Origin of the sequence: Sporomusa rhizae (assembly GCF_041428845.1) — a bacterium.
Classification (GTDB): domain Bacteria; phylum Bacillota; class Negativicutes; order Sporomusales; family Sporomusaceae; genus Sporomusa; species Sporomusa rhizae.
Window position 1 is genome coordinate 4,510,670 of the sequence record NZ_CP156925.1, and the last position, 22,730, is coordinate 4,533,399.

The window sequence follows — 22,730 nt, forward strand, 5'->3', positions numbered from 1 at the left end:
TTTTATCTGCCACCCATCAGCAAAGTCATAACCGCTTTGGCTGTATGTAGACGGTTTTCCGCTTCATCGTACACGACGGAGTGCGGACCGTCGATTACCGAATCTTCTACTTCGTTGTTGCGGTCTGCCGGCAATGCGTGCATGTACATTACATTTTTGTCGGCGATAGCCATTTTTGCTTCTGTACACTTCCAGGATTTATGGGCTTTCAGTTTGTCATCAACAACAGCTACAGCACCCGCGGCAGCCAAACCGGTTTGGTCATTTACCCAGTTGCCCCAGTTTTTCGGAATTACGATATGCGCTCCTTCATAAGCTTCCGCTTCGTTGTCGGTAACGGTAACACTGCCGCCGTATTTTGCCGCGTTAGCTTTGGCCTGGGCAATGACCCAGTCAGGCAGTTCCCAGCCTTTGGGATGAGCCAATACTACATCCATGCCATAACGAGGGAAGAGCAGCACTTGGGATACAGGGACTGAAATTGGTTTTTTGTGGCTTTCGGCATACGCCCAGATAATGGAGACTTTTACCCGTTTTAAATCACCGATTTTTTCTTTCATGGTCATCAGGTCGGCCAGCGCCTGAAACGGATGATACAGGTCGCATTGCAGGTTCATAATCGGCTTAGTGGACCATTTGGCCATTTCTGTCAGGTACTTGTTGCCATAGCCCCAGTTGCAGTACCGGCAGGCAATAGCATGACCGAAGCGGGACAGGATGATAGCGGTGTCTTTGGCACTTTCGCCATGTGCAATTTGCATGCTGCTGGAATCTAAGAATCCGGCATGGCCGCCTAATTGGGCAAAACCGGCTTCCATGGAGTTTCTGGTTCGGGTAGATTGTTCAAAGAACATTAAGAACATGGATTGATGGAGCAAATACGGAGTCGGTATACCCATGGCAAATTTTTTCTTCAGGTCTAAAGAGACCTCAAGCATGGTATCTACTTCTTCTTTGGTGAAGTCTTCCAAGTTAATAAAATGTCTTCCTCTGAATACGGTTTGCATCGTAAATTCCTCCCTAAAATAATCATGTTATATATATTTTTATGGTGTAATTGCATAGCAAGCTCGGCTAGCGGCAGCCTTATACTAAGTTTTGGGTACGGCCAGTCATTTTGTCGGCATATTGCTGAACATAAATTGTCGGAATGGCAGCATACATAGCGGCGCAGTTGACCAGCTCTTTTTTCCAAGTGCGTTCATTGGGCGCATGAGCCTGGTCTTCGTGACCCGGGCCAAAACCGATACAAGGAATACCATACCGTCCCATAATGGAAACACCGTTAGTCGAGAAAGTCCATTTATCCACTTTGGGTTCTTCCTTAAACAGACCCTTAAAGGAGTCTACCAGGGTGTGGCATACCGGGTGCTCATTTTCAATAAGCCAGGTAGGGAAGTAGCACTCGGTCGGATATACTAAGCCGGTATAAGCAGGTCTTTCATAGGTATACATGGTTACTTCAGCGTTGGCTGCTTTTACCGACGGAAGATTTTTAATTTGCTGGATGGCATATTCACCGGTTTCGCCGGCGGTTAAGCGTCTGTCGATAGAGATCCAGCAGCTGTCAGCAACAGCACAGCGTGAAGGCGAGGTATGGAAAATTTCCGAAACCGTCAAGCTGCCTTTACCGAGGAAATCATGATCCTTGAGATTTTCGTGCAAAGCTTTCAAATCACTGAGGATTGGTCCCATTTTATAGATAGCATTGTCGCCGCGTTCAGGTGCTGAACCATGGCAGCTCACTCCTGTTGTCTTTACCCTGATTTCCATGCGTCCTCTTTGGCCCCGGTAAATCTTGCCGTCTGTCGGCTCGGTACTGATAACAAACTCCGGACGCAGTTTGTCTTCGTTGATAATGTACTGCCAGCACAGGCCGTCGCAGTCTTCTTCCTGTACTGAACCAACAACAACCAGGGTATAGTCATCTTCCAGGCCAAGGTCTTTGATAATTTTGCCGGCATATACCATGGAAGCCATGCCGCCTTCCTGGTCGCTGGCGCCGCGGCCGATGATGATTTCATCATCTTCATAGCCTTTATACGGATCATATTTCCAGTTTTCGGGATTGCCGACACCTACCGTGTCAATATGGGCATCCATAGCAATAAGGTGCTTGCCATGGCCAACGTAGCCAAGAATATTGCCCATTGGGTCAATTTCTACCTTATCGAAACCCACTTTCTCCATCTCTTCTTTTATACGCAGAACAACCTTCTCTTCCTGACAGCTTTCGCTGGGAATGGCAATCATGTCGCGCAAAAATTTGCTCATTTCCGGTTCATATTTTTTGGCAAGTTCCATTATTTTTTCAAAATCAAGTTTCAAGGTAGTTAACCCCTTTCTTTTTTTTAATCAGCCTCAAAGGTTGTGCTTGCTCACCTACAGTAAGCGTTGCTTCTTGCCCTCCTTCCCGCCGCTTCAGGGTATTGCCTGCAAGGCAAACGCATTGACGGTTTCTTATTGATAATCGGCTTCCCATAGGAAGAAGCACGGTTTATCCAGAGATAGGGATAGTTAACCCGGTAGGGACTGTATCTTTAGGGAACCCACAGGCTACGTAACCGGCATCATAACCAGCCTTAAGAGTTCCTCGGATTTTCCTTTTATCTGATGAGATAAGTCTAACTAAATTTCCATAAAGCGCCCGCCCGACACCCAGCCGGCAATAATGCTCCGTGTCAGCTGGGTGTCGGACCGGCTGCCGGTCCGATGGGAGTGGCCAATTACCGGCCAAGCATATCCCAGATAGCAAAGGTACTGTCTTTTTTCGTTTTTCCTCCCATCAGCCTTTTGCTGAAATATCTTTCTGTTCGGTTACATCATGGGCTGCCTCGTTACCATTTAGTAAGAGATTTAAGAGAATGGCAGCCAAACTGCCGGCGGTAATACCGCTATGCAGAATAACCTGCAGCCAACTGGGGAAACCGTGATAGAAGTTAGGAACAGCCAGAGTAATCATACCAATACCAATACTGATACCTACCACCATAATGTTGTAGGTCCCGTCAAAATTGACTTTGGACAAGGTTTTAATGCCGCTGGCGGCTACCATACCAAACATGACAATGCCTGCTCCGCCAAGTACCGGATGCGGTATAGCGGCAACCAAAGCTGCCAGTTTAGGCACCAATCCCAGCGCAATGAGGATAACACCGGCAGCTGCCACAACAAAACGGCTTTTAACCCTGGTTAACCCTACTAAGCCTACGTTTTGCGCAAATGCGGTATACGGAAAGCTATTGAGGATACCTCCCAGCACGGTAGAGAAACCGTCGGCCCGTAAACCCCTGGCCAAATCCTCCTTGTGGATAGGCTTTTCGATAATCTCGCCGATAGCAATACAGTCCCCGGTAGTCTCCGTCATAACTACCAGCATTACCAGCACCATGGCAGCAATAGAAGCAAGATCGAACGTTGGCAGACCAAACCAAAACGGAGTTGTGAGTCCCAGCCAATGGGCCGTACCTACTTGACTGAAGTTAACCATACCAAAAGGAATGGCGATAATCGTTCCACAAATTAAACCTAACAGAACCGCAATGTTGCTCAGGAAACCAGTAAAGTATCGATAAAAGAACAGCACTAATACCATAACAACCAACGCCATCATTATATTCTCGGGACTGGCAAAATTCTTAGCTGTCGGATTGCCGCCTGCCGCCCACATAACAGCTACCGGCATCAAGCTAACACCGATAATCGTGATGATACTACCGGTAACTACCGGCGGGAAAAACCGGATGAGCTTGCTAAAATAAGGAGCCACGAGGTAGGTGACAATTCCCGCTACAATGATGGCGCCATATATGGCCGTCATACCGTGGGTTTTACCGATAATAATCATAGGAGTAACGGCGGCAAACGTAACCCCCTGAATCATCGGAATCTTAATCCCCATGTTCCCAAAGCCCAGAGTCTGTATCAAAGTAGCAATACCACAGGTAAATAAGTCAGCGTTTATTAGGAAGATTAACTGCTCAGTGCTTAGTCCAATGGCATTAGCAACAATAAGCGGAACGGCAACAGCACCGGCATACATTGCCAATACATGCTGTAAACCATAGACAAACAACTGGCCTGTTGGCAGCATTTCATCAACTGGATGACGTGTACTCTCTGACACTAAACATCACCTCGTATTTTTTTGAGTGCTAAATTAACACAATATGCCTACCTAAATTACACAGATATAGATATATGTTTAAAGGTTGTAACATCTACCAAGCCTTGGTCAGTGAGCTTTAAAGCCGGAATGACCGGTAAACTTAAAAATGCTAACGTCATAAACGGGTCATATTCTTCTTTAACTCCCAGACTGCGGGCAATTTTGTGAAGGGCTGCGAGTTGTTCCCGTACTTCAGCAATATCCTGATCTGTCATGAGTCCGGCCAGTGGTAATGGCAATGTACCCAGTATCTCCCCTTCACTAACAATAGCTAATCCGCCCTGCATATGTTCAATGGCTTTTATCGCCAGCATAATGGCATCATCATCTGTCCCTGCTACCACCAGATTGTGAGAATCGTGGGCAATTGTCGAAGCGATGGCTCCCTGCTTGAGGCCTAAGCCCTGCAGCAGTCCTACACCGACATTGCCTGTTCCCTTGTGCCGTTCCCACACCACTAGTTTCAGAATATCTCTGTGAATATCAGGGACAAATTGTCCCTCTACCATCGGCAGCGTTACTTCTACCGATGTTGTTACAAGCTGATGTGGTACTAAACCAATGACTCTGGCTGTAGCCGATCTGGCCGGAAGTCTGAGCTTATTCCGGCTGATTTCTCCCAGGCAAAGGGTGTTGCGTACCGCTTTGTCGTCGACAAAGAAATTCATAAACAGGGACTTTCCATTTTCGGCGGCCAGTTGACCATCCTTAAACACCATTTCCGGGCGCCATTCTTCCAGATTATCAAATACCAGTAAGTCAGCCCGGTATCCCGGGGCAATTGCTCCCAGATCCCTAAGGCCAAAGTAACCGGCAGCATTGATGGTAGCCATTTGCAATACCCAAGCCAGCTGGGTTCCTGCTGTTACGGCCATTCTCACCATATGATTAATGTGACCTTGCTCCAATAAATCCTCGGGATGCCGGTCATCGGTGGCAAACATACAGCGACTTACCGTGTACTGGTTTACGGCCGGCAGCAGCCGGACCAGGTTTTTGGCTGCCGACCCTTCCCTTAACATGACATGCATGCCTTGCGCCACCCGCTCTGTTGCTTCTTCCGGCGTGACACATTCATGATCAGAACCGATTCCTGCGGCAATATAGCCTGTCAGTTCTTTACCACTTAAACCGGGAGCATGACCGTCAATTCGTTTGCCCTGCGCCAAATGAAGCTTTTCAATAATGGCGGCATCGCTATTTAAAACCCCGGGGTAATCCATCATTTCTCCTAACCCCAGTACCCTTGGCTCATCAATAAACTCTGCTAAATCCTTGGCTGCTAAAACAGCGCCCGCGTGTTCCAGCGGGGTGGCCGGCACACAAGACGGCAGCATCAGATATACATTTAAGGGAAGCTGCCCGGTGGCATTCAGCATATAGCGGATGCCCTCCACACCTAAAACATTGGCTATTTCGTGGGGATCGGCAATCACTGTCGTTGTCCCGTTGGGTACTACTGCGCAAGTAAACTGAGCAGGACTTACCATAGCGCTTTCCATATGCACATGTCCGTCAATAAAGCCTGGCGTTATGTACTTTCCTGCTGCGTCAATTTCTTTGCGGCCGCTGTATTCGCCAACCCCCACAATATAGCCATTGACGATGGCTACGTCCCCCTTGGTAAAACTACCTGTAAATACGTTAAAAACCTGAGCACCTTTCAATACCAGATCAGCAGCCGATCTGCCTAAAGCCGTATCCACCAACTCTTGTATCCGCTTCATACCGCATCCCCTTTCTCTTCTGGCAAAAGGCCGGCTGCCTTTCTCACCTTTAACCACTCACAAGGCCCAAATTTCTAAAGATTACGAAATTTGTCATTGGCTTAGTGAAGACGCATATAGAAGTTTGCCAGGAAAGCCAAGCTGACAAGCCACATAACCACACTGACTTCTTTGGCGCGGCCGGCCAATACCTTAACAAAGGTATAGCTGATAAAACCAAAGGCAAAACCGTTGGCAATACTGAAAGTTAAGGGCATCATAATGATGGTCAGGAAGGCCGGCAAAGCATCGGTAAAGTCGTCAAATTTAACGTGAACGATTTCAGCCATCATAAGTGCGCCTACCAGAATAAGTGCCGGAGCAGTAGCAAAGCCGGGTACCAAGCCAATCAGCGGCGCAAACAGTAAGGAGACCAGGAACAAGGCTGCAATCGTCAGGGCAGTCAAACCTGTTTTACCGCCTTCGGCGATCCCGGCTGCACTTTCTACATAAGAGGTTACGGTTGAGGTGCCAAAAATCGCACTGGTAAGTGTGCCAACCGCGTCGGTCGTCAGCGCTTTATCCAGGTTTTCGATTTCTCCTTTGTCGTTCATCAACTTAGCCTTGCGGGTCAAGCCGATGAGGGTGCCCATATTGTCAAAAAGCTCGACAATGGTAAAGGTAAAGATAATGGAGAATATGCCATAATGCCACGCGCCTATCAGGTCTAACTGCATAAAGGTGGGCATCATACTGGGAAGACTGAAGCTAACGATATCGTTGATCCCCTGGGGTGTCGGCACAGCACCAACAAACATTCCTAAAATCGTTGTGGTAATAATCCCGATAAGCATGGAACCTTTTACATTTCTGGCCATGAGTACCGCAGTTAAAATCAGGCCGAAACACGCAAGCAGCGGTTCTGTTTTTGTCAAATGGCCCACTGTTACAAATGTCGCTTTATCTGCAATAATAATGCCGGCATTTTTTAGTCCGATAAAAGCAATAAATAAGCCGATACCTACGCCGATAGCACATTTCAGGTTCATGGGTACAGATTTGATGATGGCTTGTCGAATACCGCCGATGGTTAAGATAAGGAATAGGATACCTGAGAAAAATACCGCGCCTAACGCAACCTGCCAGGAAAGCTGCAATACGCCGACTACATAGTAAGCAAAGAATGCATTTAGCCCCATACCAGGTGCTACGGCGATTGGGAAGTTGGCCCACACGGCCATAAGGGTAGTAGCTAATGCAGTCGCCCAAATAGTTGAAGCAATGGCAGCTTCTTTGGGAATTCCTGCATCTGCCAAAATGTTGGGGTTGACAAAAATGATGTACGCAAGAGCCACAAAAGTGGTCAAGCCGGCCAGCATTTCTGTCTTGACGTCTGTTTCCTTCTGACTGAGTTTAAACAGTCGATCAAGTATACCTTGGTCCATTTTTTCCCCTCCCGTTTATATGGTAAATCCATCTTATTGATGGCATTTCCCACAGCAGTCATGGACCTTCCCGGCATTTTCGTCTAACACTTTTTCAGCAGCTTTTATGATGTTGTGATATCCAGTACAACGGCACATATGGCCGGAAAGTTCCCTCTTGATTTCCTCTTTGGTATACGATTGCCCGCTTTCCACCAAAGCAGTTGTTGTCATAACCAGTCCCGGAGTACAGAAACCACATTGCACGGCCGCTTCTTCTAAAAAAGCCTCCTGTACCCGAGACAGCTTCCCCTCTTTGGCTTCGCCCTCAATTGTGCGGATTTCTTTGCCATCCGCCCATACGGCCAGATAAATGCAGGTATCAAAAGGCTCGCCGTCAATGAGTACCGTGCAAGCGCCGCATTCGCCTACGGCACAACCTTTTTTCACCCCTGTCAGATCCAATCTGTTACGCAACACATCTAACAGCGATTCCCGTACATCAACTTCGAGAGTATGATCCTTGCCATTCACGGTAAAAGCAATTCTTCTTGTCATCATATCGCGGCACCCCCGGCTTTATGGCAAGCCTCCACAAAGGCTCGTTTACTTAATTCCTCCACCAGTTGCAAACGAAACTCTCTGGAAGCACGCCAGGAGGTCCGGGGATTAACTTCGGAAATGGCCATTTTTCCGATTTCCTCCACCAATTTATCATCAAACAGCCGGCCTTTGGCCAGTGCTTCCGTCTTGGGGCAGCGCAGGGGAGTGGGTCCGGCAACTCCTAAGGCCAACCGGAAATCCTCCACCTTATTTTTACTAGTAAGCTTTAAGACAACAACGCAGCCTAAGGTAGCTATATCCATAGCATTACGCATGGCGTATTTGATATAGTGGCCGCTGAAGCCCGCATAGTTTTCTCTGGTAATCAAAATAGCGGTTAAAATTTCACCATGGGCTAGGTCTACCTTACCCGCGCCTTTGTAAAAATCATGAATGGAAACTAGCCTTTCGCCGGCAGAATCTTGAATCCTTAGCAAGGCATTCAGGGCAAATAAGGTCGACGCACTGTCAGCCGACGTTACTCCATTGCAAACATTACCGCCGATAGTACCGATATTACGTACCTGAGGCCCGCCTACCATGCCTACCGCTTCCCCTAACACGGGAATATACTGCTGTACAATCACGTCACGGCTTATAGTAGTAAAGCTTGTGCCTGCACCGATAGCAATGGTACCATCTGAGGTCAGCGTTATCCCTTTCAACTCCGGTATACCGTGGATGCTTACCAATTCGGCTTCCGGCATTCGGCCTTCATGAAGCTTGATTAGAATATCACTGCCACCGGAAATGATGACGGCACGGGGATTGGACTGCAATAAAGCAATCGCTTCCTCCACCGTATACGCTTCTTCATACCTGGCAATATCGTACATCCCGGTCACCCCTTCTCTAAATTAAGCCTGCCGCCTTAAATTTTTCCACAAGCCGCTGCGGAGTCATGGGTACTTGATTAAACTTAACACCGGTTGCATCTAAAATGGCGTTGCGGATAGCAGGTGCAGGAGAAATGGCTGGCGGTTCACCCAAAGCTTTATTCCCATATGGACCGGTAGGCTCGTAGGTTTCGATAAATTCAGCCCCAATGTCCGGAGTATCCATTGTAGTCATTAATTTGTAGTCCAGCAGATTGTTATTTAAGGGTTTTCCTGTTTTGCTGTCAAAGAGCAGTTGTTCATACAATGCATAACCAATTCCCATGCTGACACCACCGTGTACCTGACCGGCGGCCAGTTGGGGGTTAATTAGTTTTCCGGCGTCATGAATGTTGTAAATCTCCAGCACTTCAACCTTACCTGTGGGTATATCTACTTCAACCTCAACAAAAGTACAGCCAAACGCCAAAGCGTTTACCCTGGCATTATTGGTGACATCGGCAGTAATAGGACTGGCAAAGACGGTATTGTACCAACTATCAAGCGCCACTTCGGCTATCGGCATAAGCTGTTCACCGCTATGCCGGTAAATAATCCAGCCGTCGACAATATCCATCGCTGCTGCCGGTATGTCGGTCATACCCCAGGCATAATCAAGGGTCTTGCGCTTAATTTCCTCGGCCGCTTTTTTTACGGCCATACCAGTTACATACGTCTGCCGGGATGCGTAAGAACCCGTATCGACCGGAGAAATGTCAGTATCCTGATCGGCAACAATATTTACCATATTCATAGGAATGCCGATGGTCTCGGCCGCCATTTGGCAAAATACGGTGTCACTGCCCTGACCGATTTCAGTAGCGCCGATTTGTACCTGTACCGACCCATCCTCATTCATAACAATACGGGCACCGCCAATTTCGAGTCCCACCGGATGTGTACCGGTGGCATAGGCAAAGTTAGCCATACCAATACCGCGGCGCTTAGGTCCTGCTTGGTTCTCTAGCAGGGCTTTTTTTTCATCCCAGCGCAAAAGTTCCTTGCCTTTGACAATACATTCGGCAAGACCATTACTGCCGACCATAATTCGGCTAAGCGGATCTTTCCAGCCTTGTCTGGTAATGTTTTTCAGCCGGAACTCAATCGGATCGATATCAATTGCTCTGGCAACATCCTCCATATGGCTCTCTAAGGCAAACATAACCTGGGGAATCCCGTAACCCCGCATAGCACCGGCTGAAGGCATATTGGTATAGAGGGTTTGGGATTCATAGTTTATTGCTTTCTGATTGTATAACTGCCGGTATTTTGAACCGCTGTTGGCAGCAATAGAATGTCCGTGGGAAGCGTAGCCGCCGTTTAAGGAAGCGGCTTGCGCCTGCCTGGCGACCAACATACCGTCCTTGTTGACGGCAGTCCGCAGCTTATAGGAAATGGCGTGCCGCACCCGGCTGGCGATAAAGGTTTCTTCCCTGCTAAACTGCAGGCGTACCGGCCGCCCGTGAACAATAGTCGTTAAAAAGGCGACCAGCGGTTCAACAACAGCGTCTTGCTTACTGCCAAAACCACCGCCGACATACGGCTTAATTACCCGTACCCGCCCCCAGTGTATTCCCAGTGCCTGACCGACAATCCGGCGGGCAATATGCGGAATTTGGGTGGAAGACACAACCGTAATTTTGCCGTTATTATCAATATAGGCATAGGCCGTATGGTTCTCCATGGCGCAGTGCTGCACGGTGCTGGTGTCAAACTTATCTTCAAATATAAAGTCAGCCTGGCTAAATGCGGCTTCAACATCGCCCAGTTTGTAGTTGTCATGACCAACAATATTTTTTGTTCCCTCATGGATTTCGATTGCGCCCTCTTTCAGGGCATCCTCTGCTGTTAAAATCGGGGCATATTCTTCGTACTCCGCTTCAATCAGCCGTACAGCCTTTTCAGCTGTCAGCTCGTCAACAGCGATAACGGCGGCGATTTCATCACCGTACAGCCGCACCCGCTGGGTCAGCAGATTGCGGTCTGCCACGTCCTGGTGTGCCGGATCTTTACTGTAGGGATGACCCGCTGTAGGAAAAGTGTGTTTAGGAACATCCTGGTAAGTTACGACAGCTTCCACACCCGGCAGGGCCTTGGCCTTGCTTATATCAATTTTTTTAACCCAGCCGTTGGCAATAGTACTGCGAAAAACCTTGGCATGGAGCATATTTCTTTCATATATGTCATCAACATACTGGGCTTTGCCTGTTACCTTGACCATGCCGTCAACACGCGGAAAACTCTTGCCCACACTCATTCTTTTCTCCTCCTTTCCGTTCAAAAGTGCATATCCATCCGGACCTGCATCGAATTGAGTTTCCTAGGCATTCAGTTTATTTACCAGCGCATTAGCGTAGGCGGTAACTTTTTCTTCATCAATCGTACAAAGCTTGCCGTCTTTCACAACCACTCGGCCATTAACAATGGTATAGGCTGCCGGCCGGGATACACCGACTGTTCCTAATAGAGACTTAGGATCAAAATGAGTACCAACATATTCCAGGGTATTAACATTTATCATAAATAAGTCGGCGGCTTTACCGGCTTCCAGACTGCCAACGTCCTCGCGTCCCAGTACTTTGGCACTGCCGGTTGTGGCCAGTTTCAGAATATCATAACCGGTGGGTGCCTTAGAACTTGCCTCAAGCCGGTGCAGTAAGAAGGCCGTCCGGATTTCGCCTAACAGGTTAGAACCATCATTGCTGGCGCTGCCATCCACCGCCAAACCGACAGGCACTCCGAGTTCCAGCATCCGGGGAAGCTGCGCCACCCCAGAGGACAGCTTCTGATTAGAAACAGGGCAATGCGCCACACCGGTTTGCGTTGCCGCCAGCAATTGCAGTTCGTCTTCATTAAAATCTATGCCATGTGCATACCAGACATCACTACCAACCCAGCCGAGACTTTCCATATAAGCAAGCGGCCTTAAATCAAATAGTTTGAGGCAGTATTCTTCTTCCTCTTTAGTTTCTGCCAGATGGGTATGCAGCCGGACTTTTTTGGTCCTGGCCAGGACTGCCGTTTCTTTCATTAAATCACTGGTAACACTAAACGGTGAGCAGGGAGCAAGAGCCACCTGGCGCATAGAATACTTACTTTTATCGTGGTATTTGTCAACCAACCGCTCACTGTCCTTAAGAATTTCATCTACTGTCTGGACTAAATCATCCGGCGGCAATCCGCCGCTGCTTTTGCCTCTGGACATACTCCCCCGGGATGCGTGAAAACGGATACCCAACTGGCTGGCTGCGGCAAATTGCTGATCAATGAACTGCTCGGAATTGGTTTTGGGAAATATATAATGATGATCAAAACACGTAGTGCAGCCATATTTTAGAAGCTCGCCCATGCCTACTAATGAACTGTGATAGATGATCTCCGGTGTTAAGCCCCGCCATATTTCATATAAAGTACATAACCAAGGAAACAGTTCCATATTTTGCACTTGCGGCAAATTGCGGGTAAAGGTTTGGTACAAATGATGGTGGGTGTTAATTAGACCGGGATATACAAACATTCCTGAGGCATCAATCGTTTCTTCAGCTGCCGGGCATCTTAAACCAATGTACTCAATCCGGTTATCACATAGCAGGATATTTTGATTCTCTAATATGCTGTCATCTTTATCTACAGTGACAATTGCCTTGGCGTTTTTTATCAGCATTGTTGTCATAAAGCATCGCTCTCCCTGCTTTATTTAAAAACGCTCCCACAGCTTACGGCTGAGCTGACGGGCTTTTTCACACACTTCCCGCTCGTCAATACCTGTGAGTTGACGGTTTTCCATAACAACCTTGCCATTAATAATGGTACTGACTACGCTGCGGCCAGACATACCAAACAAAATGTGTCCATCGGCGTTATTCTTGGTTAATGGGGTTGGCGGGCAGTAATCAACTATAATAACATCGGCATAGCAGCCGGCAGCTAACCGTCCAAGCGGACGAGAGAAGTACTCTGCCGCGATACCGGCATTATTGGCAAACAGCATTGTCGGCGCTTCCGCCCAGGCAACACTGGGGCTGGCGTTATGGTGTTTGTGTAAAATGTTCGCCACTTTATACGATTCGAACATATCACTGGTATAGCCGTCAGTACCCAATCCCACTCTGATACCCCGGCTCATCAAATCAAGTACCGGTGAGCAGCCTACCGCATTTCCCATATTGGATTCAGGGTTGTGGACAACATTAACCCCGGTTTCCTTAAGCAGCTCCTTATCTCTCTCCGTTACATGCACACAATGTACGGCAATTGATTTAGGGCCATACATATTATGGGAAACAAACCGTTCTACCGGTGATTTTCCGTACTGCCGCAAACCGGCTTCCAGGTCAGAGGCGGCTTCGGCTGTATGCACATGAAAACCGGCGCCAGTACCGGCGTTAGCCTCAGCACATGCAGCAAGAGTTTTATCACTCAGGGTCATAGAAGCATGCAACCCAAACATGCCACGAACCATTTCATCCTGATCGTTGTTAGCGTGTTTGATAAACTCAACATTTTCCCGGATGCCTTCACGCATTACGCCTTCGCCATCCCGGTCAGACACCTCGTAGCAGAAACTGCCACGCACCCCGGCTACCTTAGCTGCCTTAGCCAAAATAAACAAGCTATCCCTAACAACACCCGGGCTGGCATGATGGTCAAAAATAGTAGTTGTACCGTTTTTGACACAATCAATTAAGACCGGCAAAGCACTATAATATACATCTTCTAAAGTCAGCGCCTTATCCAGCCGCCACCATAATCTTTCTAAAATCTCAACAAAATTTTGGGGAGGAGCATCCTTGAGTGCCATTCCCCTGGCAAAGGTGCTGTATAGGTGCATATGGGTATTGATCATGCCTGGCATAATTACCTTGCCCTTAGCATCCATAAACGCAGCAGCCGGATATTTTTTACGTATGCTTTGGGTATCTCCCACTTCGACGATGACGTTTTCTTTAATAGCCACACAGCCATTGTCTAGATAGGGCAATCCTGCGTCTCTCGTTATAACAGTACCGTTTCCTACAAGTAACATGCTCCCCACTCCCCGTTTGTGATTTAATTCAAATTCCGGTTACCCATTCCTAACAGTATATTTAGCGGCGCGCCGGTGTAGGACACTCACCATCCCAGGTTATGCTGCGATATTTAACCGGATCAGTATCTCCTTCGGTGCTAAACAAAAGAACTCTCGAGTTTTCATCCAGTCCCAGCTTGGCTTTGGCTTCAGCCATATCCGGATTAGTCATTAACTCGGTTAAGAGACCGGCAGTAACAGCACCCGATTCCCCGGAAATTACCCGGGTATCTTTGCCTACAGGATTTCCCAGTACCCTCATACCTTTGGCAGCCACCCAGTCAGGACAGGAAACAAACATATCGCTATAATCACGCAGTACGTTCCAGCCAATGACATTGGGCTCACCGCAAGCTAAGCCTGCCATTATGGTTGTTAATTCACCGGTAACAATTCTTGGTTCGCCATCGTTAGCCAAAGCTGATTTGTATAAGCAGTCAGCCTGATCTGACTCAACGATTACCGTTACCGGCGTATTGTCCGGACAGGCTGAGGCAAAGAAACCCTGGACCGCACCGGCTAACGAACCAACGCCTGCCTGCACAAACACATGGGTGGGCTTTTCCACACCAGCCGTTTTAAGCTGTTCCAAAGCTTCCAAAGCCATAGTGCCATACCCTTGCATAATCCAGGTAGGAATATCTTCATACCCCTCCCAGGCCGTATCTTGTACAACAACCCAACCGAACTTATTTGCATTTTCGGTAGCCAAACGGACAGCATCATCATAGTTGAGATTGGTAATCGAAGCTGTGGCACCTTCAGCCTGAATATTTTTCAACCTTGTTTCAGAAGAACCTTTAGGCATATATACAACCGACTTTTGCTTTAAGCGGTTTGCCGTCCAGGCAACCCCCCGGCCATGATTGCCATCAGTAGCAGTGGTAAAAGTGATTTCTCCCAACTGCTTACGAATTTCCTCAGAAGTCAGTCGTTTATAATCCAGCTCGCTTATGTCTTTACCTAAGCTCTGCGCCAGATACTTGGCCATGGCGAACGAGCCGCCAAGCACCTTAAAAGCATTTAAACCAAACCGGTAAGACTCGTCTTTAACATATACCCCGGCTACACCCAGTCGTGCAGCCAAATCATCTAATTGCTGCAGCGGAGTTGTACTATATTCGGGAAAACTCTTGTGGAATTGTCTTACCTTGCTAATTTCGGAAAAGCTTAGGAAGTTAATCGAAACCTTTTGGCTTTTTTCGTTCATTTGATTTTTGACCCATTTTATTTGCTGCTCCATTTCTAGTACCTCGTTTCTGATTATTGTGTTCTTTCTTGTTTATTTACTTTGCAATAAGCATGCCAATATAAGCCATAGCAGAAATATGGCCTTTTTTAAAATAAGGCAAATTAGCACACAGCCCCCATAAAATCATAGTAAGCCATCTATGCCAATCCTCTTTTTTTCTACAAAATTCTAAAAAATCTGTTCATTGAGAGCATTAAATTTGCTTATGTTTCCTATCAAAATGATAAAACTTATCATTTTGATAGGAAACCTTCTGATTTTAACTCCCATTTGGTCTGTTCCTTATACTACTGCTAACTCACTCACCCCTCGTCTGCAAAATATCTGCTGTCATGTTATCATAATGATAAAAACATCCTTTCTCTTTATGTTAAAAAAGTAGAAAGGATGTTTTTATTCATAAAGGCGACTAACCTTCAAGTGGGGTTATAACCCCATCTGAAAGTCAGTCTACTTTATCTTATTCTGTTCGGCCTCTATTTCATGCAGCTTCCGGTACAAAGTAGCAATACCAATTTCCAGATGCTTGGCAGCCGCCAGCTTTCCCTGAGTAGTATCGCCAAATTGGCGAACCGCTTTCAGTATGTAGTCCTGTTCGATTTGGCGCAATGGCTTTATGTAACCTGTCTGCTGCTCATCCGCCAAAACCGCCTTGTTGTCAAAAAAGCTTCGTGGCAGCGTATCCCTCGTCAGATAGCCATCGGCATCAGCCATATTAATCATAAACTCTACGGTATTTTCCAGTTCCCGGATGTTTCCCGGCCAACTGTATTGCTTTAATAAATTCATAGTATCCTGCTCAATGCCGCGGATTTTTTTCCGGAACAAACCGCCATATTTCTCCATCATAGAGTCGACCAGTAGGTCAATATCCTCAACCCTATTACGCAGTGGCGGCACCTCAAGAGGAATTACATTTAAGCGGTAATACAAGTCTTCCCGGAATTTTTTTTCCTTGATAAGCTCTTTTAAATCTTTGTTCGTAGCAGCAATAACACGAACATCAAGGGAAAGCAACTGGTTAGAGCCAATGCGCACAAGCTTGCGCTCCTGCAGCACTCTGAGCAGCTTGACCTGCAGGTACAAAGGCATATCACCAATTTCGTCTAAAAAAATTACTCCCTTGTTAGCTAGTTCAAACTTACCGATTTTCCCGCGGGGGTCAGCTCCGGAAAACGCCCCCTTAACATACCCGAATAGCTCACTCTCCAGCAGTGTATCAGGAATCGCAGCACAGTTAATACCAATAAACGGCCGTTCACTGCGGTTGCCGGCAGCATGGATAGCTCTGGCAACAACCTCTTTACCTGTACCGCTTTCCCCGGTAATAAGGACGGTAGAATTAGAATCGGCAATTTTGCTTAACTTGGCTTTAAGCTGCTGGGTAACCGGCGCGCAGCCCACAATATTATCTAAAGTGACTGGTATTGCTACTTTGGTTAAATCATAAATACCTGATTTTACATTTTTTATCTCATTAAAAATAAAAATCCGCTCATAGGACGACAGCCCTGAAGATACTGAAAATAAATCCCCCATAAGGAAATAGGTGGTGTTATTAATAGTAACCTTATACTCTTCTACGCCGAGCATCGAGTCACTTGTAGCTACGATCGAGACCGGTTTGCCCATACAATTTTCAGTAAGCTGGAGCTGCTTGATGGCACTGTCATTAATTTGGACAATCTGACTGCTCTTATCTAGCAGCAATACCCCCTTATCCACATTATTAATGACCTGGAATAAGACTTCCATCATGCGCTGATTGCGCTCGCTTTCGCGCCGTTCATAGGCCTTAGCACTAATAAAGTCAGCAATCTGCTCTAAAAACAACTGATAAAAACTCAAATCCTGCAATAGTTGTTTCTTCTGGGCCTCTTCAAAGCAAATCAGGCCGATAACCCCGATGATTTCATCGCCTAATAGGATAGGCGTACATAACTCCAATTTTTCATCACAACGACCTTGTTTAGGACAAAAGTTACATAATTCATGTTTGCCGGGTTCTTCAATAAATTGAGGCTTGCCGGTGGCCAGTACATGCTTATAGACAAATCCCTCCCGGGACATATCTTCGTTAATGCCGGTATCATAAACACCGGTACCAACAATACGATATAAATTTGTATCCACAATCTCAACATCAACACGGATAACATGGGCAATAATTTTGGCATATTGAACAACAGCATCCTGTATTTCTTGCAAAATTGATTTTTTCATCTTTCGCAATCCACTTGCCTTTACTGTATTATTATTGCACCAAGTCTACCATAACCGGAGTTTTAAAATATCCGTACTTTCTGCCGGCTGCCTATGAGGAGAATAGCCTCCAGCACTCCGCCGCCCACAGCCCGCGCTTTATCCGATATGGTAAAACAATGGTCTGGTACACAGCGAGGATCAATATCGCCGACCTTCATCCCCGGCGTAACGGCCAGGCCATCCCGTAACAGCCCCCGCAATACACCTGAAATCGTAGCCTGCACAGGTACCCCGGTTACCCTCGCAACAATCTCACCAGCCGCTACCTGCCGGCCAATTTGGCCCACTGTCTGGAAAATACCACTACCAGGAGCCCGCAAAACCCGTTCGTGAGTATAACCGCCAACATCGCCGGGAATGCCGGTGTTCGGTATAGCGGCTCCGCTGGTAATAACTTTCCCCAGATAGTGGCCGCGCTTAGTTTCCACAACGGCGTGTACATCGGTTCCAGCAATAAATCCTGGCCCTACACCGACGACAACAGGAGCATCCCCGATGGTAGTGCCCAAATTTCGCTTGGCTAAAATAGCATCAACCACTCCCCATGGCTTATAGTGTCCGACCACCGCAGCCTGTTCGTCTACCACTACTGCGATGTTACCTTGCTGAACCACTTCGATAGCCTGGGTGAGTTCTGTCTTTACTGCCGTTACCCCCTCCACAATCATTGATCCGGTGAATACGGCTTCCGCAAAAGCCACTGTCCGCCGGACGACGGTTGGCTGAGCCAAATCGGTCATAATAATCCGGAAACCGCTCATAAATAACCGGTGAGCAATACCTGTCGCCAAATCACCGGCACCTTTTATTACAATTAGCGGTCTCATACTATCCACCCCTGTGCCATGGTAAGCGGCACATTATATAATTTAGATTCTCGTATGCCAGCTCGTTCCCCTTCCGGGTACTGCAAATACTGCAATTTTTTTCCTGAAACACATCTTTCTTTCACTAGTTTCCGCTCCTTCCTGTTAAATGCAGCAAACGTTTTAGCTTTATTGAGCTTGTGCCTTAGCAAGTCTCCGCCGTTATAATAGCAGCGGTTGTATTATAATTGTAGCAAGAACCATGCCATAAAATCTATTAGTCGCCAATAAACGTCGTTCCGTATAGCAAGGAAGAAACCACCAATTCACTATCAAGTCTCTGCCTGAAATAGAGGATTAAAACCCCTATTGCAAAAGAAAAAGGCTATTATCACCGATAAACCTATCAGCCGATAATAACCTTATTCCTTCTTAGTTTGCTTAATTCTAAGCAAAAGCGCAACTAAAAGTTAGCAGCCATTACTTCAAAATATGCTTTCGGGTGGTCGCAAACCGGGCATTTTTCCGGTGAATTTAAGCCTTCATGGATGTGGCCGCAGTTCCGGCATTTCCAGAATACTTTTCCGTCTTTCTTAAATACTTGTCCATCGTTGATATTTTGCAAAAGCTTTTTATAGCGTTCTTCATGTTCCTTTTCGATTCTAGCTACACCATCAAACAGCCGCGCAATATCGTCAAATCCTTCTTGGCGAGCTTCTTCGGCCATCTGGGGATACATTCCTGTCCATTCATAGTTTTCCCCGGCAGCGGCTTCTTCTAAATTAGCCATCGTGTTGCTGATTCCGCCGAGTTTTTTAAACCATATTTTAGCGTGTTCTTTTTCGTTTTCTGCTGTTTCCAAAAATAAAGCGGCAATCTGCTCATACCCTTCTTTCTTGGCCACAGACGCAAAGTAAGTATATTTATTTCTCGCCTTCGATTCTCCCGCAAAAGCGTCCATTAAATTTTGTTCTGTTTTAGTTCCTTTTAGTTCTTTCATAGAAATATCCTCCGTTTGTATTTTACCTAGCCTGACTTTAGTTATTTTTCCACAATCCATGCAGGTTACAGTATTCTCTGACTTCTAGTACATCCTGACGTTTGACCGGAAATTCTGCTTCCGGTTTTTGTCCCGGTACTAGCTCTGCACGTAATACTTGATGTTTTGTTAAGACTTCGATAAACCGGATCGAATGTTTCTCTTCCATCGGATGTTCAACACTACCTACCTTAACAACGATTCCAGCACCGGTTTCTTCGATAACCGGCACATGTTTTTCCTTACCGGTATCTTCACCGCGGGCCTCCAGCTTTTCCATTGGCTTACCACAGCAAACTAACGCCGGTGCGCCTGGATGAGCAATTTCCACCACATTACCGCAAACGTTACATTTGTACAATTCTCTTACATTTGTCATACTATCCTCTCCTTATTGTTAATTAATTTCTGTAAATTGGCTTTTCGCCACACCACAGATCGGACAAACCCAATCCTCCGGAATGTCAGCAAACGCTGTTCCCGGAGCTATCCCGGAATCTGGATCCCCCTTGGCGGGATCATAAACATAGCCGCATATCGAGCATTCATATTTTTTCAGCTTATCATCTACTGTTGTTCCGCTGGCTGTATTCTCATCTTTTTTGGTGTTAGAAGAAACAGAAGGTGCCGTGCCATTTTTTACTTGATGATAATAAGCATATGTCATTGGTTCTTCATTACTTACTAGTTCGGCATTTTTAACTTTTCCAATAAACAAAGTATGGGTTTCCACCTCAAGAATGTCAACAACCTCTGCTTCCAGATAAGCGACCGAATTTTCCAACAATATAGGTGCACCGGTTACGCCTTCTTTAAATGAAACCGTTTCATATTTGGCATTATTTCGACCGGATTTAAAACCAAAACGTCCGATAAAATCCAGTGGTACAGTCTTTGGTAAAATCGATACTGAAAACACTTTGCTTGCCTTAATAAACTCGTTGGTGAGATTATTTTTGTTTATGCTAATCGCTACAGTCTGCGGATTGGAAGATATCTGAAAAACCGTATTTGCTATCTGTCCGTTGAACTTTCCTTCTTGTGTTGAACCAATTATATACAGCCCGTAACTTAGCTTATAAAAAACTTTATTATCCAAATATATCCTCCCCCTTTTAAAATTGCCATATTGATGCTATTCTCCACTATCTACTAAAATCCTTCAAAGTAAAATGTGTTTTTGCAAGAATAATTTTTAATTAATTATTTTTATCCAAATGTATTTTTAAAAGGAAACAACCTGCATTCGTTTCAAAGAACAGAAAAAGGTTATTAACACTGATAGACCGCTATCAGCTGATAATAACCTTTGTTTACTTAACTTAGTTCTATAATTTTAATAGTGATTTTGGTTTTCATAGTATCTGTTTTCTTCCAGAACCACAAAAAAAGTTTCTACCTGCGGACAACCGGCTTGCTGCAAATGACGGCAAATAGCCGCGGCAACCTGATCCTGCACCGCTTGCCCCCGGTCGAACCAGTTCACCTGCACAAACGGTGTTATTTGCCGTTCTTCTCCGTCCATAATAAAAATACTGCTTACTACCTCAAGAGTAAAATAATCACGCGGACAGCCTATAATCTGTTGCAGCTCGTCAACAAGCGGCTTGCTGATTTGCTTTACTTTGTCTTGCTCTAAGCCTTTTATAATAAGTTGTGGCATAGCGACCTCCAGTATAATTTTCTTATTATTAGCTTAGTTTTAGACTTTATTTTTGTCAATAGCCGGTTGCTGCGCCTGTAATTTTGAGCAAATTCAACTGAATAACCGCTCTAATGTACCAGCGTCATGCAGCACCTCGGTTATTTATTATTCAACAACTGTAAATTGGCTTTTGTCCACACCACAATCCGGGCAAACCCACTCATCCGGAATATCTTCAAAAGCGGTTCCCGGTGCAATACCGGAATCCGGATCCCCTTTTTCCGGATCATAAATATAGCCACATATTGTACATTCATATTTTTTCATTTTATTGCCTCCTTGCGAAATTTTTCTTCATTAGATTAGTATCAACGTCTTACTCTAATTTATCCCACAAAATTCGGGAGTCAAGCTTAGTTTATTATATAATTTGGTTTATCTGTTTATTTTCCAAAACACTTTTTACTCCAAAAACTATTCTTTCTGGTTAGTTAGCCATAAAATACTTCGACTTTTATTATGCGTTTTTGCAGACAATAACTTAAAACTAAATATAAACCTTGGTAACGAAAGGAGCACAATATGAAGAACAACAGCCGTAGAAAAATTGCCAAACGCAAGTACAAACGGTTATTGGCTGCTCTTGCCGGCGCTGCCGTTGTAACCTCGGCTCTGTTGCCGGGCCTGCCGATTTCCAAGGTTCATGCAGCTGATAACACGGTAGTTGCCGCACCGGCACAAACCGGCGAAACCGCTGATACCAACAAGAACATTACTTCCGGAGATACCGGGGATACCAACAAGAACATTACTTCCGGGGATACCAGTGATACCAGCAAGAACATTACTTCCGGGGATACCGACAAAGCCCGCGAACGTGACAAGAACCGTGACAAAGAAGCTACGGATGCTAAAGACTTTGCTGCTGCTTCACCGGTAGCGGCTGTCAAGGCCCTTGCCGGCACCTATGGTTTTGATGCCAACAATGACAGTTTTTCTTTGCAATGGCGCCGGGACAATGAGGCGCTGGTTTTGGTTAAAACCACCAACGGCCAAACTTATAAGGTTTATTTAAGTAAGGATAATGGCGGCTGGGCAATTGACAGCGTAAAGGAGGTAATTACCGGCGGCACCGGCGGTGATACCATAGTTGCCGGCAATCCGGTTGCCGTTGTAAAAGACAATGCAGCCACCTTTGGCTTCGATGCAACCAACGACCGCTTTAGCTTGCTATCAATAACGGGTGGGAAAGCCATTGTACAAGTAAAAACAAGCGGCCAAACCTTTAAAGTTGACTTAGAAAGAAATAATGGCAACTGGGTTATTACTACCATCCGCGGTATCGGCAACAGCAAGTATCCTGCCACTTATCGTCCAGCCAGCCTATACGGATACGGAACCCTTGGTGCAGCAACCGGCCCGATAGTTACCGGTGGCCGAACCCTGTACAGCAATGATGCCTTTGCTGGTTGGGCATGGCGGGAAAGCGCTTATCCGGCTAACATGAAATTAGGTGTCCTGTTGAATAAACCAGGCACCACGACCGAAGTTCCCAGTATCATTGTCGACAAAGTAGATTCTATCGATTTTGGCCGGCAGCTAGTGTTATACGCACACTTAGGTTCTGTTGCCGACAGGGGGTACGGTATTGGTATCGAAAGGGTTATCCAGACAGGTAACGACCTCACTGTCACGATCAGAACCAAAAGTCCACTCTATAATACCAGTTGGTCAAGCACAAAAGCCTATGATATTATTCCGCTAGACCGTTTAACATTAAATTTTGACAACCCAATTCACATCAATTTCGTCGATCAAAACGGCACCTCCTTAAGTTCTTATACACTTCATACCCAATAACTATTTCAATAAGGTAAAA

The 22,730-nt window shown here is 46.1% G+C and carries 20 protein-coding genes; 1 reads left to right on the top strand and 19 read right to left on the bottom strand.

The genetic code is table 11. The features are described 5' to 3' along the window. Positions 1–2: 2 nt before the first annotated feature. The 19 genes from SRRS_RS21250 to rd (SRRS_RS21340) form a co-directional block, all read right to left on the bottom strand. Positions 3–1,007 carry an ornithine carbamoyltransferase gene (locus tag SRRS_RS21250; protein ID WP_371363348.1) on the bottom strand — a complete coding sequence of 335 codons (1,005 nt, stop codon included), beginning with the start codon at positions 1,005–1,007 and terminating at the stop codon, positions 3–5. Positions 1,008–1,086: 79 nt separating this feature from the next. Then, a complete protein-coding gene (locus SRRS_RS21255) occupies positions 1,087–2,328 on the bottom strand; it encodes a YgeY family selenium metabolism-linked hydrolase (protein WP_371363349.1) in 1,242 nt (413 codons plus the stop codon). A gap of 457 nt (positions 2,329–2,785) precedes the next feature. Next, a complete protein-coding gene (locus tag SRRS_RS21260; RefSeq protein ID WP_371369906.1) occupies positions 2,786–4,093 on the bottom strand; it encodes a nucleobase:cation symporter-2 family protein in 1,308 nt (435 codons plus the stop codon). 89 nt (positions 4,094–4,182) lie between these two features. Next, entirely contained in the window at positions 4,183–5,895 is a 1,713-nt protein-coding gene (gene ade / locus SRRS_RS21265) for an adenine deaminase (protein ID WP_371363350.1), read from the bottom strand. A 101-nt stretch (positions 5,896–5,996) separates the two neighbouring features. Continuing rightward, positions 5,997–7,319: an NCS2 family permease gene (locus tag SRRS_RS21270; RefSeq protein WP_371363351.1), complete on the bottom strand. Its 1,323-nt coding sequence runs from the start codon at positions 7,317–7,319 to the stop codon at positions 5,997–5,999. Between the two features lie 33 nt (positions 7,320–7,352). Next, positions 7,353–7,859 carry a xanthine dehydrogenase subunit XdhC gene (gene xdhC / locus SRRS_RS21275; protein ID WP_371363352.1) on the bottom strand — a complete coding sequence of 169 codons (507 nt, stop codon included), beginning with the start codon at positions 7,857–7,859 and terminating at the stop codon, positions 7,353–7,355. After that, a complete protein-coding gene (gene xdhB / locus SRRS_RS21280; RefSeq protein WP_371363353.1) occupies positions 7,856–8,737 on the bottom strand; it encodes a xanthine dehydrogenase subunit XdhB in 882 nt (293 codons plus the stop codon). Before xdhB ends, xdhC begins: the two co-directional genes overlap by 4 nt. Before the next feature lie 16 nt (positions 8,738–8,753). Continuing rightward, on the bottom strand, positions 8,754–11,033 hold the full coding sequence (xdhA, locus tag SRRS_RS21285; RefSeq protein WP_371363355.1) for a xanthine dehydrogenase subunit XdhA: 2,280 nt from the start codon (positions 11,031–11,033) through the stop codon (positions 8,754–8,756). A 63-nt stretch (positions 11,034–11,096) separates the two neighbouring features. Then, positions 11,097–12,449, bottom strand: a complete 1,353-nt coding sequence (locus SRRS_RS21290) for an 8-oxoguanine deaminase (RefSeq protein ID WP_371363358.1) — start codon at positions 12,447–12,449, stop codon at positions 11,097–11,099. A 24-nt stretch (positions 12,450–12,473) separates the two neighbouring features. Next, positions 12,474–13,802 (bottom strand): putative aminohydrolase SsnA, encoded by a 1,329-nt coding sequence (gene ssnA, locus SRRS_RS21295; protein ID WP_371363360.1) that lies wholly within the window; start codon positions 13,800–13,802, stop codon positions 12,474–12,476. 61 nt (positions 13,803–13,863) lie between these two features. Next, positions 13,864–15,087 carry a diaminopropionate ammonia-lyase gene (gene dpaL, locus SRRS_RS21300; protein WP_371363361.1) on the bottom strand — a complete coding sequence of 408 codons (1,224 nt, stop codon included), beginning with the start codon at positions 15,085–15,087 and terminating at the stop codon, positions 13,864–13,866. 459 nt (positions 15,088–15,546) lie between these two features. After that, a complete protein-coding gene (locus SRRS_RS21305) occupies positions 15,547–17,319 on the bottom strand; it encodes a sigma 54-interacting transcriptional regulator (RefSeq protein ID WP_371363362.1) in 1,773 nt (590 codons plus the stop codon). A 62-nt stretch (positions 17,320–17,381) separates the two neighbouring features. Beyond that, complete coding sequence (yqeB, locus tag SRRS_RS21310) at positions 17,382–18,188, bottom strand: selenium-dependent molybdenum cofactor biosynthesis protein YqeB (protein WP_371363364.1); 807 nt, start codon at positions 18,186–18,188, stop codon at positions 17,382–17,384. Then, positions 18,185–18,313, bottom strand: coding sequence for a hypothetical protein (locus tag SRRS_RS21315; protein WP_371363365.1), 129 nt, complete (start codon positions 18,311–18,313; stop codon positions 18,185–18,187). Before SRRS_RS21315 ends, yqeB begins: the two co-directional genes overlap by 4 nt. A gap of 317 nt (positions 18,314–18,630) precedes the next feature. Then, entirely contained in the window at positions 18,631–19,167 is a 537-nt protein-coding gene (gene rbr / locus SRRS_RS21320) for a rubrerythrin (protein WP_371363366.1), read from the bottom strand. 37 nt (positions 19,168–19,204) lie between these two features. Further along, on the bottom strand, positions 19,205–19,585 hold the full coding sequence (locus SRRS_RS21325) for a desulfoferrodoxin (RefSeq protein WP_371363367.1): 381 nt from the start codon (positions 19,583–19,585) through the stop codon (positions 19,205–19,207). Between the two features lie 18 nt (positions 19,586–19,603). Next, positions 19,604–20,305 carry a rubredoxin gene (gene rd, locus SRRS_RS21330; protein ID WP_371363368.1) on the bottom strand — a complete coding sequence of 234 codons (702 nt, stop codon included), beginning with the start codon at positions 20,303–20,305 and terminating at the stop codon, positions 19,604–19,606. A gap of 237 nt (positions 20,306–20,542) precedes the next feature. Continuing rightward, on the bottom strand, positions 20,543–20,869 hold the full coding sequence (locus SRRS_RS21335; RefSeq protein WP_371363370.1) for a DUF1904 family protein: 327 nt from the start codon (positions 20,867–20,869) through the stop codon (positions 20,543–20,545). A 147-nt stretch (positions 20,870–21,016) separates the two neighbouring features. Next, positions 21,017–21,178: a rubredoxin gene (rd, locus tag SRRS_RS21340; RefSeq protein WP_371363371.1), complete on the bottom strand. Its 162-nt coding sequence runs from the start codon at positions 21,176–21,178 to the stop codon at positions 21,017–21,019. A gap of 255 nt (positions 21,179–21,433) precedes the next feature. Between rd (SRRS_RS21340) and SRRS_RS21345 the strand changes: the two genes are divergently transcribed. Beyond that, positions 21,434–22,711, top strand: a complete 1,278-nt coding sequence (locus SRRS_RS21345; protein WP_371363372.1) for a hypothetical protein — start codon at positions 21,434–21,436, stop codon at positions 22,709–22,711. Positions 22,712–22,730 lie beyond the last annotated feature (19 nt).

Bases quoted from the DNA above. Each gene is read 5' to 3' on its own strand.
- rbr (WP_371363366.1), bottom strand. From the start codon at position 19,167: ATGAAAGAACTAAAAGGAACTAAAACAGAACAAAATTTAATGGACGCT.
- SRRS_RS21250 (WP_371363348.1), bottom strand. From the start codon at position 1,007: ATGCAAACCGTATTCAGAGGAAGACATTTTATTAACTTGGAAGACTTC.
- SRRS_RS21290 (WP_371363358.1), bottom strand. From the start codon at position 12,449: ATGACAACAATGCTGATAAAAAACGCCAAGGCAATTGTCACTGTAGAT.
- xdhA (WP_371363355.1), bottom strand. From the start codon at position 11,033: ATGAGTGTGGGCAAGAGTTTTCCGCGTGTTGACGGCATGGTCAAGGTA.
- SRRS_RS21260 (WP_371369906.1), bottom strand. From the start codon at position 4,093: ATGCTGCCAACAGGCCAGTTGTTTGTCTATGGTTTACAGCATGTATTG.
- dpaL (WP_371363361.1), bottom strand. From the start codon at position 15,087: ATGGAGCAGCAAATAAAATGGGTCAAAAATCAAATGAACGAAAAAAGC.
- ade (WP_371363350.1), bottom strand. From the start codon at position 5,895: ATGAAGCGGATACAAGAGTTGGTGGATACGGCTTTAGGCAGATCGGCT.
- SRRS_RS21305 (WP_371363362.1), bottom strand. From the start codon at position 17,319: ATGAAAAAATCAATTTTGCAAGAAATACAGGATGCTGTTGTTCAATAT.
- SRRS_RS21270 (WP_371363351.1), bottom strand. From the start codon at position 7,319: ATGGACCAAGGTATACTTGATCGACTGTTTAAACTCAGTCAGAAGGAA.
- SRRS_RS21345 (WP_371363372.1), top strand. From the start codon at position 21,434: ATGAAGAACAACAGCCGTAGAAAAATTGCCAAACGCAAGTACAAACGG.
- yqeB (WP_371363364.1), bottom strand. From the start codon at position 18,188: ATGAGACCGCTAATTGTAATAAAAGGTGCCGGTGATTTGGCGACAGGT.
- SRRS_RS21335 (WP_371363370.1), bottom strand. From the start codon at position 20,869: ATGCCACAACTTATTATAAAAGGCTTAGAGCAAGACAAAGTAAAGCAA.
- SRRS_RS21325 (WP_371363367.1), bottom strand. From the start codon at position 19,585: ATGACAAATGTAAGAGAATTGTACAAATGTAACGTTTGCGGTAATGTG.
- xdhC (WP_371363352.1), bottom strand. From the start codon at position 7,859: ATGATGACAAGAAGAATTGCTTTTACCGTGAATGGCAAGGATCATACT.
- ssnA (WP_371363360.1), bottom strand. From the start codon at position 13,802: ATGTTACTTGTAGGAAACGGTACTGTTATAACGAGAGACGCAGGATTG.
- rd (WP_371363371.1), bottom strand. From the start codon at position 21,178: ATGAAAAAATATGAATGTACAATATGTGGCTATATTTATGATCCGGAA.
- xdhB (WP_371363353.1), bottom strand. From the start codon at position 8,737: ATGTACGATATTGCCAGGTATGAAGAAGCGTATACGGTGGAGGAAGCG.